Raw genomic sequence first — 15,610 nt, 5'->3', positions numbered from 1 at the left:
ATTTGCAGAAACAAGTTTGTTTGCTTTTTATTTGTACAAAATGGAGCAGAGCTTACATAAATAGCATAGTTTTAATTAAAATATGTTAGAAACGATACCAATAAAGAAAAATCTAATCACTTATTCGCTGAGTAAAATCTAATCACTTATTCGCTGAGTAAAATCTAATCACTTATTCGCTGAGTAATGAATACTATTTATTGGAACTACATTTTGAATTTTACTTAACTAGCCATTACTTTAAATACCTAAATATGTAATAGCCTAGCAAAATAGATTAGATACAAAAAAGCCGCTAACACAGTAGCGGCTTTTAATTATATAACTATTATAAAGTAGTTATACGCAATATGGCGGTGAGGGAGGGATTCGAACCCTCGAAGGCTTGCGCCTTACACACTTTCCAGGCGTGCTCCTTCGGCCACTCGGACACCTCACCATATAAATAATTCAGATATGTTAACGTGCTTTCTACACGATTTAGCTCTCTGTCATAAGCTGCGCTATGGTATGGAAATATTCTTAGCAGCGCAACCTAATTTAAGTAAAGTTAAAGTAGTTGCTCATTTTACAAGCAACAAACTCAATTCTTACTTATTTTTATTAAGTTTTGCGTTAAAACTTAGCATGCGATCTAACGATCTTAATGCGCCATCGCGTAATGACATATCAACAAATACTTCACGGCCTTGAGGATTTAATAATGCTTGCTCGATTTCGTGTAGCCCATTCATCGCCATCCAAGGACAATGCGCACAACTACGGCATGTTGCGCCTTCACCTGCAGTAGGCGCTTCAAAAAACTCTTTATCAGGACATAATTGTTGCATTTTGTAGAAAATACCACGATCAGTTGCCACAACAAATTTTTTGTTTGGTAATTCTTGAGCTGCTTTAATTAACTGGCTAGTTGAGCCAACCGCATCTGCTAATTCAACAATTTCGTATGGTGATTCAGGGTGAACAAGAACGGCAGCATCAGGATGGAGATGCTTCATATCTTTTAGTGCTTTGGTTTTAAACTCGTCATGAACAATACAAGCCCCTTGCCACATGATCATATCGGCACCGGTTTGCTTTTCTATATAAGCGCCTAAATGACGATCCGGTCCCCAAAGAATTTTTTCGCCTTGTTCATCTAAGTGTTCAACAATTTCTAATGCACAGGAAGAAGTCACAATCCAGTCCGCACGAGCTTTTACCGCAGTCGATGTATTCGCATAAACAACCACAGTTCTATCTGGGTGTTGATCGCAAAAAGCATTAAACTCTTCAATTGGACAACCCAGATCTAACGAGCAGGTTGCTTCTAATGTCGGCATCACAACGGTTTTTTCTGGCGTTAGCACTTTTGCAGTTTCCCCCATAAAGCGCACACCAGCCACGATCAAAGTTTCTGCGGGGTGGTTATTACCAAATCTTGCCATTTCGAGAGAGTCAGCGACACAACCGCCAGTCTCTTCAGCCAATGCCTGAATCTCTGGATCAGTGTAATAATGTGAAACAAGCACAGCATTCTTTTCTTTCAATAAAGCTTTAATACGTGTTTTATATTCTTCACGCTCTGCAGCACTTAATGTTGCTGGTTTTTGCGGAAATTGAAAATCAAAGTCTACGGCTAAATTTGCTTGTGTCATGTGTAATCTCGATGAGTACCTAAAAATCGCGTGAATTATAAAATAAAGAAGCTTAAATGTGTACTAAGAATATATCCTAGTTAAGATCAGATTAAGATAAGAATAGAATAGAAGTAGAATAAATTTTTCAGATAAGGAACTAAGAGTTGTTCAAGATAATCAAAAGTGGTCGGTCGTGAAGGATTTGAACCTTCGACAAATTGGTTAAAAGCCAACTGCTCTACCAACTGAGCTAACGACCGATAAACTACTTTCAATTTTTTAGATGAATTTATAAGAAATAAATTCATTGTCACTTTAACTTAAAATAAGAAAAGTGGTCGGTCGTGAAGGATTTGAACCTTCGACAAATTGGTTAAAAGCCAACTGCTCTACCAACTGAGCTAACGACCGATATATACTCTAAAACAAATGCCAAACACTTACCTTGGTAAAGAAAGTGGTCGGTCGTGAAGGATTTGAACCTTCGACAAATTGGTTAAAAGCCAACTGCTCTACCAACTGAGCTAACGACCGACATTTGTTCACGTTGAGCTACTCGTCCAACGCGGGGCATATAATACTCATAAAAATTTTAAGTGCAACAACAATTTTAAGCTTTTTTAAACTTTATTAACCGTTCGAACAAAAAGACAGCAAAACGGATAACATAGCAGCAACTTTTACTGTTTTAAGCTTTTTAATCTAGGTTGTGCTAGTTTAGCCGCACTTGAATTAGGGTATTCCGCTAATAGCTTCTGATAAATGGCTATCGCTTTAGCAGAGTTATTTTCTTTTTGTTCAACCATGGCAAGCTTTAACATAGCATCACTACGTTTACTTGAATCTGGAAATTGAGTTACCACCACATCAAACTCTTGACGAGCTTTGGCTAACTCTCCCTTATTGAACAATAACTGCCCTAACCAATAATGTGCATTCGCAGCATAACTTGAATTAGGATACTTTTGATTAAACGCTTCAAACTCAGGGATCGCCTGTTCGTAACGCTTATCTTTAAGTACCATATTAACGGCGCGATCATAAGCTTCATTTTCAGTTAAATTGCTACTGTAATTTACCCCACCAGCATTATCTGAAGGAGCAACTAAAGCCGCGGGAACTTGATTAGCGGGTTTTAATGCTTCGGATACACGTCGGTCAAGTTCTTGATATAACTCACGCTGACGATCTAATACTTGGCTTAATTGATAAGTGTGAAGTTCGGTAATACCGCGCAATTCATTCACTTCATTTTGCAGTTCATCAAGTTGGCGTTGAACATTAACTTGTGCTCGATTACGCGCGTCTAACTTACGTTCGAGGCTGCCAAGCTGTTCGCTTAAGCTTGAAGTTGTACCACTTACGGTAGAACCGGCGGTAACTTCAATAACAGGAGCGGGTTCTGCCGCTACTGCAATATTTGCAGCAACAGCAAAGGACATCCCGAATAGAATGCTATTGGGTTTCATTGTATTACCTGATTAGTAAACCAATACTGCACGACGGTTTTTAGCAAACGCGCCTTCACTACGATCTTTAACCATAGGCTTTTCTTCACCGTAGCTTACTGTGCTAAGTTGTGAAGCTGAAACGCCCATGTTCTCTAAGAAGGTTTCAACCGCTTTTGCACGACGTTCGCCTAAGGCAATATTGTATTCTGGCGTACCACGTTCGTCGGCATGACCTTCAATTAATACGTTTACATTTGAATTTTCGTTTAAGAATTTAGCATGCGCTTCCAAAACAGCGGCAAATTCACCACTTACAGATGATTTATCAAAATCGAAATAAACGATATGCTCTGAGCGTAAACGCTCAATTTCACGTTCTTTCTGAGCTTTGATTTCTTCAGCTTTTTGCATTGCGGCTACTTTTACACGTTCAGCTTCTTCACGAGCTTTTTGCTCAGCCATTGCTGCTTCGTTAGTTTGCACCGCACTAGCATCTTCGCTAGCTGAGTCAGATGAACTACAAGCCGATAAAGCCATAATAGGTAAAACAACCGCTAGGGCCTTTACTGTTTTATTCAAGCGCATTTTATGTGTCCTTATTATTTACAAATTAAATTACTAATAATTATTATAAAAACGGTGACCATGAAGGTGACTTCACTTCACCATTTAAAGCTGGCAATCTAGCCTTAAATCTTCCATCTACAGAAACTAAACTCAATACCTGACGGTTATTGTGTAACGTACTATAAATTATCATCCCACCATTTGGCGAAATGCTTGGAGACTCATCCAAGCGTGTTTTCGTTAACACTTGGAAAGTCCCTGAATCAAATTCTTGTTTAGCTAAATGGTACTGACCGCGGGTGCGATTAACCATAACTAACTGTCTTCCGTCTGGCGTTAATGAACCCCCTAGGTTCATTTCGCCATCAAAAGTTAACCTTCTAACTTTACCATCGACTAAATTTACGCGATATAGCTGCGCTTTTCCACCCCGTTCTGAACTAAATACTAATGAATTTCCGTCTGGAGTCCAACTTGGCTCAGTATCAATAGCACGATGACGAGTAATTCGACGTAATTTCTTACTGGCAACATCCATCACATATAACTCTGGATTACCGTCTTTAGATAACACCATAGCCAGTTGCTTTCCGTTAGGTGACCACCGCGGCGCACTATTTATTCCCTCAAATGAACTAATTAAATTACGTTGTCCAGAATAAATATCGATAACATGTATCTGGGCTTGACGATTTTCAAAGGTCACATAAGCTAACTGGTTACCATTAGGGTGCCAAGCTGGCGACATTAGTGGTTCTCTTGAGCTCAATAGCACATGTTCATTAAAGCCGTCATAGTCGGCAATAACAAGCTGATAAGGGTATTCTCCTTGATCTCGAACAATAACATAAGCAATTTTAGTTAAAAATGCACCACGAGTGCCGGTTAATTTCTCATAAACAACATCACTAATTCGATGCGCGTATCGGCGAAACTGATCAGCACCTATTTCAACCGTGCTTTCATCTAGGACATGATCAGAAGTACGAACCAGTTCACCATTACTTAGCATCTGTGTTTGTCCGCCGGTTACTTGACCGCGAATAACATCAACTAATTGATACTTTACTTGGTAACGACCTATTGATGATTCACTTATCTCACCAATAACAATTGCCTCAACCCCCTCACCAGCCCATGCTGCATAATCAATCTCACTATCATCATGAGGTGATTGAGGAAAGCGTAACTCGTTAATTGGGCTAAACTTACCGCTGCGTAATAAGTCATCACTAATGACTTTAGATAAACGTTCTGGCATTTGCCCTGTGCCTGTCCATTTAAACGGTACAACTGCTATTGGTCTTGCGCCGTCAACACCTTCGGTAATTACAATCTCTAAAGTGGCCATTGCTTGCTTCGATATCAAAGCGACGAAGAGTAGTACAAATAAGGTTACTTTTTTCATAGGGTTCGTTATGTTCCTAATAAATACAAAACTTAATTAAATTTGTCTGGTGCTACCGTTAAGCTGATAGTTCTCATTTCTTTAAACACTTCTGGGTCTTTTGACACAGGTAAAGTTCCCGCTTTGTAAACGGCATTTTTAGCCGCTTCACAAACCGTTCTGTCACCCTGACCTGTTACAACATTAGTGACGAAGCCTGATGGTGCAAGACTAATACTCAATTTACAAGACTTACCTTCCATGGTACTGCGATCAGTTATTAAATTTCGCTTTATGGTTTGCGTGATTAACGCAGTGAATCGACCAATTTCGCTCATCATTTGTTGTCGTCGAGCTTTTTGGCGACTGGCCATCTCTTCTGCCATTTGTTGTTCTAGCAACTTTTGTTCTGCCGCTCGTTCACGGGCTTCTTGCTCTTTACGTTTGCGTTCAGCCGCTTTCTTTTTCCGCAATTGCTCTGCCTTTTTCGCCGCTTGCTCTTCTTTTAAACGCTTAGCTTTAGCATCAGCCGCAGCTTTGTCAGCCTGTTTTTTCTCTCGCTCTTTTTGCTTACGCAACTTATCAGCGGCATTAGCTTTCGCTTTAGCTTTCTTAGCCGCAGTATCAGCAGCTTTTTTCTCTTGTTCTTTTTTCTTACGCTGCTTTTCAAGGTTCTTTATACGTTGCTCTTCTTTTAGACGCTTATTTTTTGCCGCAGCAACACGCTTTTCAAGATCTTTAACTTTTTTAGCGTCGTCTGCTTTTTGTTTTTTAATCTTATTGATCTGTGCTTCAACTTTACTTTTGTCAATTGCTACCGCTTGAATAGGCTCCATTTGCACAGCAGTTGGTGTTGGTTTAGGCGATGAAGAAAAATCACCAAACAACAACACCATAGCTAAGGCAACATGCATAACTAAACTTAACGCAATAGGAATAGAGTACTTCGATGACACTTATTTATTCTCCGGCGTATCTGTCATTAACCCCACAGAAGGGACACCTGCAACTTGCTGTAACAACACCATCAATTGAATGACCGCATCATAAGAAACCGCACCATCGCCATTAACCACTACAGGTGTTTCTGGCTCAACTTTTAAATGAGCCGCTACCAGTGTCGCGACTTCTTCTGCCGACATAGGCTCATTTTTACTAGTACCAACCGCCAAATAATAATTTCCTTCGGCATCAACAGATGCAACCAATGGCGGTTTACTATCTTTACTTAATGGCTCCGCATCCGCTTGCGGTAAGTCCACTTTAACCCCTTGTGTGATCAAAGGGGCGGTAACCATAAAAATGATCAACAGAACTAACATAACGTCGATATACGGAACGACATTTATCTCAGCGACTTTTCGACGCCTAACTCGATTATACATAAGCTAATTCCAACCTTACGCTTGTTGTTCCGCTGTTGTTTGTCTTTGTAAGATGCTTGAAAACTCTTCCATAAAGTTGCCATAGCTATTTTCAAGCTTTTCTACATTATGGCTAAAACGGTTAAATGCCATAACCGCTGGAATTGCTGCAAATAAGCCCATTGCGGTAGCAATCAAGGCCTCGGCAATACCGGGAGCAACCATGGCAAGTGTTGCCTGTTCAACGGCTCCTAAAGCAATAAATGAATTCATAATACCCCAAACTGTGCCGAACAAACCGATATAAGGGCTAATAGAACCAACCGTGGCCATAAATGGTAAATGGGTTTCTAAACTATCAACTTCTCGTGACAAAGCAACTCGCATTGCACGATGTGTTCCGTCAACAATGATTTGTGGTGAATAAGCATGGCTTTTACGAAGGCGAGCAAATTCACGAAAACCTGCGACAAAAAGATTTTCAATACCGTCAACCTGTTCTTTAGCTGAAACTTCACTATATAGCTTGCTTAAATCTGCACCACTCCAAAATTTATCTTCAAAACTTTGTAATTGTTCACGGGCGGCATTTAACACTTTACGACGTTGAAAGATCATTGCCCAGCAGACAATGGAAAAACCTAATAAGGTCAACATCACCAGTTTAACTAAAAGACTAGCTTCAATAAATAAATCAAAAAATGAAAGTTCAGCTGACACGTTTTAATGCTCCTAATATGCTTTTGGGGATAATACAGGGTTTAGCAATAGACAAATTGACACAAGCAACTTTGATAACAGCAGTACATAAAATTTGCTGATGTTGATTAACAAGTTGTTGAGAAAATACCAAACTAGCGGACTTTAATCGGCTTATTATTGTGGTAATTGTCAACAAATCATCGAGTTTCGCCGATGCCTTATTATCCATTTCTACCTTTGTGACCACAAAGCCTATGTTTTGTTCTAAAAATATTGATTGATTAATACCAAGCGCCCGCAACCATTCTGTTCGAGCACGTTCAAAAAACTTTAAATAATTAGCATAATACACTATGCCGCCAGCATCGGTATCTTCGTAATAAACGCGAATCGCGTGCTGGTGACTACTTAACGACATTAATCTCTTCGAATATGTTAATCAAAAATTTATGAGCCTATCTTAATAGATAAAGCTCACGTGCCACAAGGCTTTAGCGGCATTCTTTGTAACAATTTCTGCAATATTTACGAATTAATTTAATCTGCTTAATATATTTCATTATTTGTCACCAAATGGCGACGCTATAAGCAAGTCAAACTATGATTATTGCCATTATGCCTTCGCATTAGTTTTTCTAATGATTAATATAAATTTATTTCGTTTGTCCATTTTTACTCATCGGACTAGAATACTCTTGTTTTCTGAGCTAGCGCAGAATATTTATTTCGCTGATAAATATTCCCCAATAGCCCATTAATTTTGAATAGGTAATTTACCTTTCTCTCTGACATATTTCCTGGGAACTAATTTCCTTCTATCAACTTACATTCTAAGTTGGCCCACATAGTTTTATGTGGGCTTTTTTTTTGCCTAAAATTTACCAATAGGAAAACTAGCTAAGCTTTTTTAATAAAAATCTAGCCAATAATTTTGTCGGAAACAACCACCACTCGTCCATCGAGGTACAAGTTCTTACATGGATGTCTTTCTTGAGGTTAATACCGGAACGTCGAGATCTACTCTTTTTTGAAGAAAAATGTTTGATAAAGGCATAAACATAAAAGCACCAGAAGATGCTTTAGCGTTAATGACTAACTAGCTACTTATCGGGAAAGTCCAAACCGAAATGCAAATAGGCTCTATTGGTCGCTATTCGGCCTCTTGGCGTTCTTTGTAAAAAACCTTGCTGAATTAGAAACGGCTCTAAAACATCTTCAATGGTTTCACGCTCTTCACCAATAGCTGCCGCGACATTATCTAAGCCAACAGGACCACCGCCAAATTTATCAATAATGGCTTCAAGTAACTTGCGATCCATTAAGTCAAAACCTTCATTATCAACTTCTAACATATCTAACGCTTTTGCTGCGGTTGACTTACTAACGATACCGCCAGTTTTTACATCGGCATAATCTCTGACACGACGTAATAACCGATTTGCTATTCGAGGCGTACCACGTGAGCGCTTAGCCACTTCAAACGCGCCTTCTTGGTCAATTTCCAAGTTCAAAAAGTGCGCAGAGCGTACCACTATTTCCGTTAAGTCTTTGGTACTATAAAACTCTAATCGCTGTACAATACCAAAACGATCACGCAATGGTGATGTTAATGCGCCAGCGCGTGTAGTCGCACCAATTAAGGTAAAAGGCGGTAAATCAAGTTTGATGGAACGAGCTGCAGGTCCTTCTCCAATCATAATATCAAGTTGATAATCTTCCATTGCCGGATAGAGTATTTCTTCAACAACAGGACTTAAGCGGTGAATTTCATCAATAAACAAGACATCATTTTCTTCAAGATTTGTCAGTAATGCCGCTAAATCACCAGCTTTTTCTAGCACGGGTCCAGAAGTAGTTCGAATACTAACACCCATTTCATTGGCAACAATATTAGCTAATGTGGTTTTACCTAAACCCGGTGGACCAAAAATAAGTAAGTGATCAAGTGGCTCTTCACGTTTCAATGCCGCGGCAATGAAAATTTCCATTTGTGACTTTACATGCTCCTGACCAGTATAATCAGACAACATTTTTGGTCTGATAGCTCTATCAACCGTTTCGTCTTCGCGGCTTGCTACAGGCTCAATTAATCGATCAGCTTCTATCATGGTTTACTCTTTGGACAATCATACTTTGGAAAGTTACGCTTTATATTTAAATATTGCTCACAGTTCATTCTAAAAATAATGCATAAGTAAATACTTATAACATCGCCTTTAGGGCATCTCGAATTAAATCTTCGCTACTTTTTTCAGCACTAAATATTGCTTTAACAGCTTTATCAGCTTGCTGTTGACTATACCCTAAAGACACTAACGCGTTAATAGCATCACCTTTAGAATCATTAACAAAAGCATTTTCTTGTTTAACATCCATTGGCATCATATGAGATAAAGCATCGCTGCTATCAGTTTGCCAATCTTTTAATCTATCACGCATTTCAACCAATAAACGCTCGGCCGTTTTTTTACCAACACCTGGAATTTTCACTATGGTTGTTAGGTCGTCATGAATAACACAACTGACAAATTGCTCTGCCGACATTCCTGACAGTATCGCTAATGCTAACTTGGGCCCTACGCCGTTAACCTTGATTAACAGTCGAAATAACTTACGCTCAACCTTATTGGCAAAACCATACAGTAACTGTGCGTCTTCTCGCACGACAAAGTGAGTATATAGTGTAGCTTCCTGATTTAGCTCAGGTAGCGCATAAATACTAGTCATTGGCATGGTCACTTCGTAGCCAATACCATGACATTCAATTAAAATTTCAGGAGCTGTTTTTTCAATTAAAATACCGCGTAAACGTCCTATCACTGCAGAAACCTTTGACTTAGAGAGATAATGTCGCCACCATACCACTAGATATTTATACAGTAAAGTTTATCGAAGATATTTTTATAACAATATCTGCAACCCGCCTAGATATAAATACTGCTAACGTAAACGTCCACGCACGGTTTTACTGGCTTGACCTGACATTTTAGTAATGGAATCGTGACTGTGGGCATGGCACAAAGCGACGGCTAATGCATCTGCGGCATCGGCCTGCGGTGTCCCTGGCAGCTTTAGAATAGTTTTCACCATATGTTGCACTTGCGCTTTATCGGCGGCGCCTGTGCCAACAACTGACTGCTTTATTTGTCTCGCGGAATATTCAGCTATACTAAGGCCGGTATTGGTTGCCGCAACAATAGCTGCACCTCGTGCTTGCCCCAACTTTAATGCTCCGCCAGGGTTTACGCCCATAAACACTTGTTCAATGGCAAACATATCCGGTTGAAATTGCAAAATAAGTTCACTAACGCCAGCAAATATGGTTTGTAGTCGAAGCGCTAAATCATCACCAGCAGCAATGGCTTTAATACAGCCGCTGCCTAAATAGGTAAAATTTCGACCATTTTGTTTAATAACACCGTAGCCCGTTAGCCGAGATCCGGGATCTATCCCTAAAATTATGCTCACAAATAGTTTGCCTTTTAAATGCCTGAAATAATTCTAATGAAAAAAAACGCACCGATAAAGCTAATAGAGCATTTATAGGTGCGTTTTTATTTCTCTGCTATCAGCTAGTTGCTGATATGCATGTTTTTCAAAAGATTATTCTGCTTGTTCGTCTGCTGCTGGCTCTTCTTGCAAGCGGGTAATACCTAGCTCAGTTAGCTGCGCTGGATTTGCTTGGCCTGGCGCATTGGTTAATGGACATGCCGCAGTCGTTGTTTTCGGGAATGCCATCACATCGCGAATTGAACTTGCCCCGGTCATCAGCATCACTAAACGGTCTAAACCAAATGCTAAACCTGCATGTGGTGGCGCACCATACTGCAATGCTTCGAGTAAGAAGCCAAACTTCTCTTCTGCTTCTTCGTCACTGATACCTAAAATTCTAAATACTGCTGCTTGCATGTCTTGGTTATGAATACGAACCGAGCCACCGCCTAATTCACAGCCGTTTAATACCATGTCGTATGCGTCAGACAAGGCGCCAACTGGATTTGCTTCTAACTCTTCAGCGGTTAAATTGGTTGGTGCCGTAAACGGGTGGTGAATGGCATGCATGTGGCCATCAACTTCTTCAAACATTGGGAAGTCAACTACCCATAGTGGTTTCCAATCACCTTGTAATAAATCTAGGTCTTCACCTAATTTAAGACGTAATGCACCAAGTGATTCGCTTACTACATTGTACTGATCAGCACCAAAGAAAATAATATCACCAGTTTTAGCGTTTGTTCGCTCAAGTAATGCTTTAGCCGCATCTTCAGATAAGAATTTTAAGATTGGTGACTGTAGTCCGTCCATACCCGCGTCGATGTCATTCACTTTTAACCACGGCATGCCTTTAGCACCGTAAATGCCAACATACTTAGTTAATTCATCAAGACCTTTACGTGAGAATTTAGACGCGCCTTGTGGTACACAAATAACCGCAACACGACCTTTTTCATCGTTTGCAGGCCCTGAGAAAACTTTAAACTCAACATCTTTTAAGATGTCAGCCACATCAACAATTTCTAGTGGGTTACGTAAGTCTGGCTTATCGCTGCCAAAACGAGACATAGCCTCAGAATATGGCATACGTGGAAACTCACCTAAATCAACATCAAGCATAGTTTGAAATAATTCACGGATCATAGTTTCAGTAACTTGCATTACTTGATCTGAGCTCATGAATGACGTTTCAATATCAATTTGCGTGAATTCAGGCTGACGATCAGCACGTAAATCTTCATCGCGGAAACATTTTACAATTTGGTAGTAACGTTCCATACCTGACATCATTAACAATTGCTTAAATAATTGTGGTGATTGTGGCAATGCGAAAAACTGACCTTTATGTGTGCGGCTTGGCACTAAGTAGTCACGAGCACCTTCAGGTGTTGCTGCCGTTAGAATTGGCGTTTCAATATCTAAGAAACCTTGTGTTTCTAACGATGCACGAACCGCTGATGTTACTTTCGCACGAAAACGCATACGCTCTGTCATTTCTGGACGGCGTAAGTCTAAGTAACGATACTTTAAGCGTTGCTCTTCTGAGTTTTTCTGGTTTGAATCTAATGGTAATGGCGCTGCTTTATTTAAAATCGTCAGCTCTAAACCTAATACTTCGATACCGCCAGTAGCCATGTCTTTATTAACTTGGCCTTCAGGGCGAGCACGAACTTTACCTTTAATTTGTACACAAAACTCATTACGTAGTGTATTAGCTTTTTTCAATACATCTTGTAAATCAGGATCATAAACAACTTGCACAATACCTTCACGGTCACGTAAATCTAAAAATATAACAGCGCCTAAATCACGACGTTTGTTCACCCAACCACATAAAGTTATTTCTTGACCAATGTGAGACTCATTCACCTCACCACAATAAAGATCGCGCATGTATTTACCTTGAAATTCAGATTATCAGCAGAGTATTGATTCAATATTGAGCCAATTCTACCGTTTGTAATGATAAAAAATTGCCGACATTATAAAGCAATGTCAGGCAAAGTCACCTGACAATAAAAGATTAACTGGCTTTATGATTAAAGACGTAATTATTTTTTCCTGAGGCTTTCACTTTGTACATTAACGAGTCAGCAACTTTTAATAAATCATTGTCTGATTCACCATCATCAGGATACATAGCGATACCTATGCTACAGCCTATGGTGGCAGTAATAGCAGAAGATAATTCAATCGGTTGTTGAATAAGTTTTAATACTTTTTCAGCAACATATGCCGCTTCATCTTGGTTATGAAGACCAGTAAGCAAGAGGACAAATTCATCACCTCCAAAACGCACAACGGTATCAGAGTCACGCACACAACCATTTAAACGTGTGGCTACTTCAATCAATAATTCGTCGCCAATATCATGACCATAGTTATCATTAATATTTTTAAAACCGTCAAGGTCAATAAACAGTACAGCAATAGATAATTGCTGACGTTGATGAAATGAAATAGCTTTGCTGAGGCGGTCTTTTAATAAAACTCGATTAGCCAGCCCAGTTAAATCATCATGAGTCGCCATATATTTCATTTGCTCTTCAAGGCGTTTTCGGTTTTTAATTTCCAAATATAACCGACGATTCCACACCATAATAATAATGATGATAATGATAATTAGCACACCAACTTGTGCTGCCACACGCACAACAACATTCTTGTCCAAGCCAGTTTCAATACTGATATCAAACCACTTTTCATAAATTTGTTGGCTTTCAGTATCAGTAATGGTTAACACCGCTTTATTTAAAACACTGGCTAATATTGGTAAATTTTTATTAACCGCAATATGGTTACCATTTCGGTCAACTTCATCTAGCACCGACATCCCGAGGCTGATCATACTTTCGCGTTTTAATAATTCGGTACCCGAAGACAAACTATCAATAAAGCCATCAACCATACCTTTTTGAACCGCAAGTAAACCTTCCTCTGTTTCATCAACCAATTTTAAGGAAATAGTTGGAAATTCTTTCCTTAATGTAGAGACTAAGTAATAACCTTTAGTAATTGCTAGCGACTTACCTTTAAAGTCTTCTAAATTTAACTGATTGCCCAACTCTCTCGGGTGAACAATAACCCAAGGCATGCTCCAATAAGAATTGGTAAAGAGTACCTGTTGTTGTCGTTCTTCTGTAGCCATAATGCTGCCGACAGCATCGATATCACCTGCAAGCAATGCTTGGTAAAGCTCCTCAAAATTATTATAAGGAGTAAATTTAAAATCAACATTTAAGCGCTGAGAAACTAATTCAAAAATATCAATATTAATACCTCTAAATTCGCCATAGTTATCGACAAACTCAACCGGCAGCCAATTTTTTGTAATACCAAATTTTACCGTGCCATGGTTCTCAAGCCACAGTGACTCGCTTTTGGTTAGCTTTAACATGGCTAATTGACGCTTATAAAAACCCGAAGAATTATCCAAATTCCATTTTTTTTCTAACTCCACTAACGCCTCTAGTGGAATCTCATCAAAACCTTCTTTAACCAATTGTGCTAATTCTGGCTGTGACGGATTTAATACCGCGCGAATATGTCGAGAAAACTTATAGGAGTCAAAATGGGTAAATAAAGACTGAAGATTATTTTGCACTAAATAATGCTCAACTAAATCTCTTTGGCCAGCAATAACATCTATCTCACCCTGTTCCGCTGCCTCAAATAGTGACTTGTAATCCTGAAATTGCCGGATATCAACATTACCGATATTTTCTTGAATATCACTGATAAACTTGGAATTGGCCAAAACACCAACAACTTTGTTCGACAATGTCGAAATATGTTCTATATGCTCAATGTCATTTGCTAGAAAAAGTCCATAATTGACACTGTAAACAATAGGCCCCTGCAGCGCGTCGGTATCGCTAACTTTACCGTTAACATTATCAATATATATATCAGCCGCACCTTGAGTCAGTTGGTTAAGCTCTGGCGAGTCATCAACAAGGAATTCAACTTCAAGACCATTAGTTTGTGCCCACAACTTCCATAGTTCAATTAAAAATCCTTGCGCACTCCCCGTCACCGAAGTATTTGAAAATGGCGCTTGTTTATCAGAATAAGATAAAGTAATCATGTTGTCGGATTTATCAATACCTAGCCATTTTCGTTCAATTGCCGACTTTTCTTCCGCTGTTATTTTGTTGATGCCCTGCTGAACAAATGCAAGTAGCTGCTTGCGCTCTTTCGCTACCGCAGTACTATAATCATTGGTGTGATAAGAGATTCGAGCAAAGGCAGGGAAGTTTTGATTTAGCAAGGCATAATCTTTGAAATTCTTTGATAGCTTCTCCACACCAGCAATAATTAATATTTCATTTGCCATTGCCGCATCATATAAGGCATGACGATTGACAAATTTTCGTACCGTTAAGTAAGGATATTTTTTCTTAATCGTTAATTCATGACTTGAGCCGGCAACAACACCAACGGCATACGGCGAGAGTTGCTCAAGTTGGCGAATATGAGCAATGGAGCGATGTAAAAATAAATGTCGACTTTGCGGAAAAAATGCCTCGCTAAAGTCCAAAATACTCTCACGTGCAACATTTTTAGATAAGCCCGCATGAATATCAATGGCAGCATCTTTGACTTGATTAATCGTTTGCTCCCAAGTCATCGGCACAAAAACAACCTCTACTCCTTGTTTTTTTGCCCATAATTTCCACATATCTATCATCAAGCCATTGGGTTGGGAGTTTTCATCAATAAAATGATAAGGATAAGAGGTTTTATTAATGGCAATTGTATACGAGGGCTTAATGTCTTGTGCTGATGGTGACGTAGCATAAAAAACACCACACAACGCCGTCATTATCATTAATTGCTGAATAGTACGAAATAGCAAATTATATACTCATTGTTGTTTTTCTAATTAAATTTGTTACTCAACGAAACCTTCAAAATCATCACAAATACCATAAAAATAGATAATTTACCGGTTAACCTTTTTTAGCGTATTTATCATTAAAAATATCAGGTAAAATACCGCTTTAATTTAAACGTTAGTATAGT

Annotated in this window: 13 protein-coding genes and 4 tRNA genes; all 17 read right to left on the bottom strand. The window is 39.1% G+C overall.

Annotation, left to right across the window (positions count from 1 at the left end; translation table 11 throughout):
* Positions 1–351: 351 nt before the first annotated feature.
* Positions 352–439 (bottom strand) — tRNA-Ser (locus AC27JP_RS15120).
* A gap of 151 nt (positions 440–590) precedes the next feature.
* Positions 591–1,637 carry a quinolinate synthase NadA gene (gene nadA / locus AC27JP_RS15115; protein ID WP_487116525.1) on the bottom strand — a complete coding sequence of 349 codons (1,047 nt, stop codon included), beginning with the start codon at positions 1,635–1,637 and terminating at the stop codon, positions 591–593.
* A 166-nt stretch (positions 1,638–1,803) separates the two neighbouring features.
* Positions 1,804–1,879: transfer RNA gene (locus AC27JP_RS15110), tRNA-Lys, on the bottom strand.
* Positions 1,880–1,954: 75 nt separating this feature from the next.
* Positions 1,955–2,030 (bottom strand) — tRNA-Lys (locus AC27JP_RS15105).
* A 47-nt stretch (positions 2,031–2,077) separates the two neighbouring features.
* Positions 2,078–2,153, bottom strand: a tRNA-Lys gene (locus tag AC27JP_RS15100).
* Positions 2,154–2,299: 146 nt separating this feature from the next.
* Positions 2,300–3,088 (bottom strand): tol-pal system protein YbgF, encoded by a 789-nt coding sequence (ybgF, locus tag AC27JP_RS15095; protein WP_487116523.1) that lies wholly within the window; start codon positions 3,086–3,088, stop codon positions 2,300–2,302.
* Positions 3,089–3,100: 12 nt separating this feature from the next.
* On the bottom strand, positions 3,101–3,655 hold the full coding sequence (gene pal / locus AC27JP_RS15090) for a peptidoglycan-associated lipoprotein Pal (RefSeq protein ID WP_487116521.1): 555 nt from the start codon (positions 3,653–3,655) through the stop codon (positions 3,101–3,103).
* A 43-nt stretch (positions 3,656–3,698) separates the two neighbouring features.
* Complete coding sequence (gene tolB / locus AC27JP_RS15085) at positions 3,699–5,045, bottom strand: Tol-Pal system beta propeller repeat protein TolB (protein WP_487116519.1); 1,347 nt, start codon at positions 5,043–5,045, stop codon at positions 3,699–3,701.
* Positions 5,046–5,077: 32 nt separating this feature from the next.
* Complete coding sequence (gene tolA, locus AC27JP_RS15080; RefSeq protein ID WP_487116517.1) at positions 5,078–5,980, bottom strand: cell envelope integrity protein TolA; 903 nt, start codon at positions 5,978–5,980, stop codon at positions 5,078–5,080.
* Complete coding sequence (gene tolR / locus AC27JP_RS15075; RefSeq protein ID WP_487116515.1) at positions 5,981–6,409, bottom strand: protein TolR; 429 nt, start codon at positions 6,407–6,409, stop codon at positions 5,981–5,983.
* Positions 6,410–6,424: 15 nt separating this feature from the next.
* Positions 6,425–7,108, bottom strand: coding sequence for a protein TolQ (gene tolQ / locus AC27JP_RS15070; protein ID WP_487116513.1), 684 nt, complete (start codon positions 7,106–7,108; stop codon positions 6,425–6,427).
* Positions 7,098–7,508, bottom strand: coding sequence for a tol-pal system-associated acyl-CoA thioesterase (ybgC, locus tag AC27JP_RS15065; RefSeq protein ID WP_487116511.1), 411 nt, complete (start codon positions 7,506–7,508; stop codon positions 7,098–7,100). Before ybgC ends, tolQ begins: the two co-directional genes overlap by 11 nt.
* 682 nt (positions 7,509–8,190) lie before the next feature.
* Positions 8,191–9,198, bottom strand: coding sequence for a Holliday junction branch migration DNA helicase RuvB (gene ruvB, locus AC27JP_RS15060; RefSeq protein ID WP_487116509.1), 1,008 nt, complete (start codon positions 9,196–9,198; stop codon positions 8,191–8,193).
* Between the two features lie 94 nt (positions 9,199–9,292).
* Positions 9,293–9,910: a Holliday junction branch migration protein RuvA gene (gene ruvA, locus AC27JP_RS15055; RefSeq protein WP_487116507.1), complete on the bottom strand. Its 618-nt coding sequence runs from the start codon at positions 9,908–9,910 to the stop codon at positions 9,293–9,295.
* A 120-nt stretch (positions 9,911–10,030) separates the two neighbouring features.
* Positions 10,031–10,558, bottom strand: a complete 528-nt coding sequence (gene ruvC / locus AC27JP_RS15050) for a crossover junction endodeoxyribonuclease RuvC (RefSeq protein ID WP_487116506.1) — start codon at positions 10,556–10,558, stop codon at positions 10,031–10,033.
* Between the two features lie 135 nt (positions 10,559–10,693).
* Positions 10,694–12,478: an aspartate--tRNA ligase gene (gene aspS, locus AC27JP_RS15045; RefSeq protein ID WP_487116504.1), complete on the bottom strand. Its 1,785-nt coding sequence runs from the start codon at positions 12,476–12,478 to the stop codon at positions 10,694–10,696.
* Positions 12,479–12,608: 130 nt separating this feature from the next.
* Positions 12,609–15,443, bottom strand: a complete 2,835-nt coding sequence (locus AC27JP_RS15040; protein WP_487116502.1) for a transporter substrate-binding domain-containing protein — start codon at positions 15,441–15,443, stop codon at positions 12,609–12,611.
* Between the last annotated feature and the right edge of the window lie 167 nt (positions 15,444–15,610).

It is taken from the genome of Colwellia sp. SU-HH01172, from assembly GCF_057553355.1.
The sequence above is the reverse complement of the archived record's forward strand: the minus strand, read 5'-3'. Positions and strand labels throughout refer to the sequence as shown.

Coding starts and splice junctions, on each gene's coding strand:
- tolR (WP_487116515.1), bottom strand. CDS start 6,409: ATGTATAATCGAGTTAGGCGTCGAAAAGTCGCTGAGATAAATGTCGTT.
- ruvB (WP_487116509.1), bottom strand. CDS start 9,198: ATGATAGAAGCTGATCGATTAATTGAGCCTGTAGCAAGCCGCGAAGAC.
- pal (WP_487116521.1), bottom strand. CDS start 3,655: ATGCGCTTGAATAAAACAGTAAAGGCCCTAGCGGTTGTTTTACCTATT.
- tolB (WP_487116519.1), bottom strand. CDS start 5,045: ATGAAAAAAGTAACCTTATTTGTACTACTCTTCGTCGCTTTGATATCG.
- nadA (WP_487116525.1), bottom strand. CDS start 1,637: ATGACACAAGCAAATTTAGCCGTAGACTTTGATTTTCAATTTCCGCAA.
- aspS (WP_487116504.1), bottom strand. CDS start 12,478: ATGCGCGATCTTTATTGTGGTGAGGTGAATGAGTCTCACATTGGTCAA.
- ybgC (WP_487116511.1), bottom strand. CDS start 7,508: ATGTCGTTAAGTAGTCACCAGCACGCGATTCGCGTTTATTACGAAGAT.
- ybgF (WP_487116523.1), bottom strand. CDS start 3,088: ATGAAACCCAATAGCATTCTATTCGGGATGTCCTTTGCTGTTGCTGCA.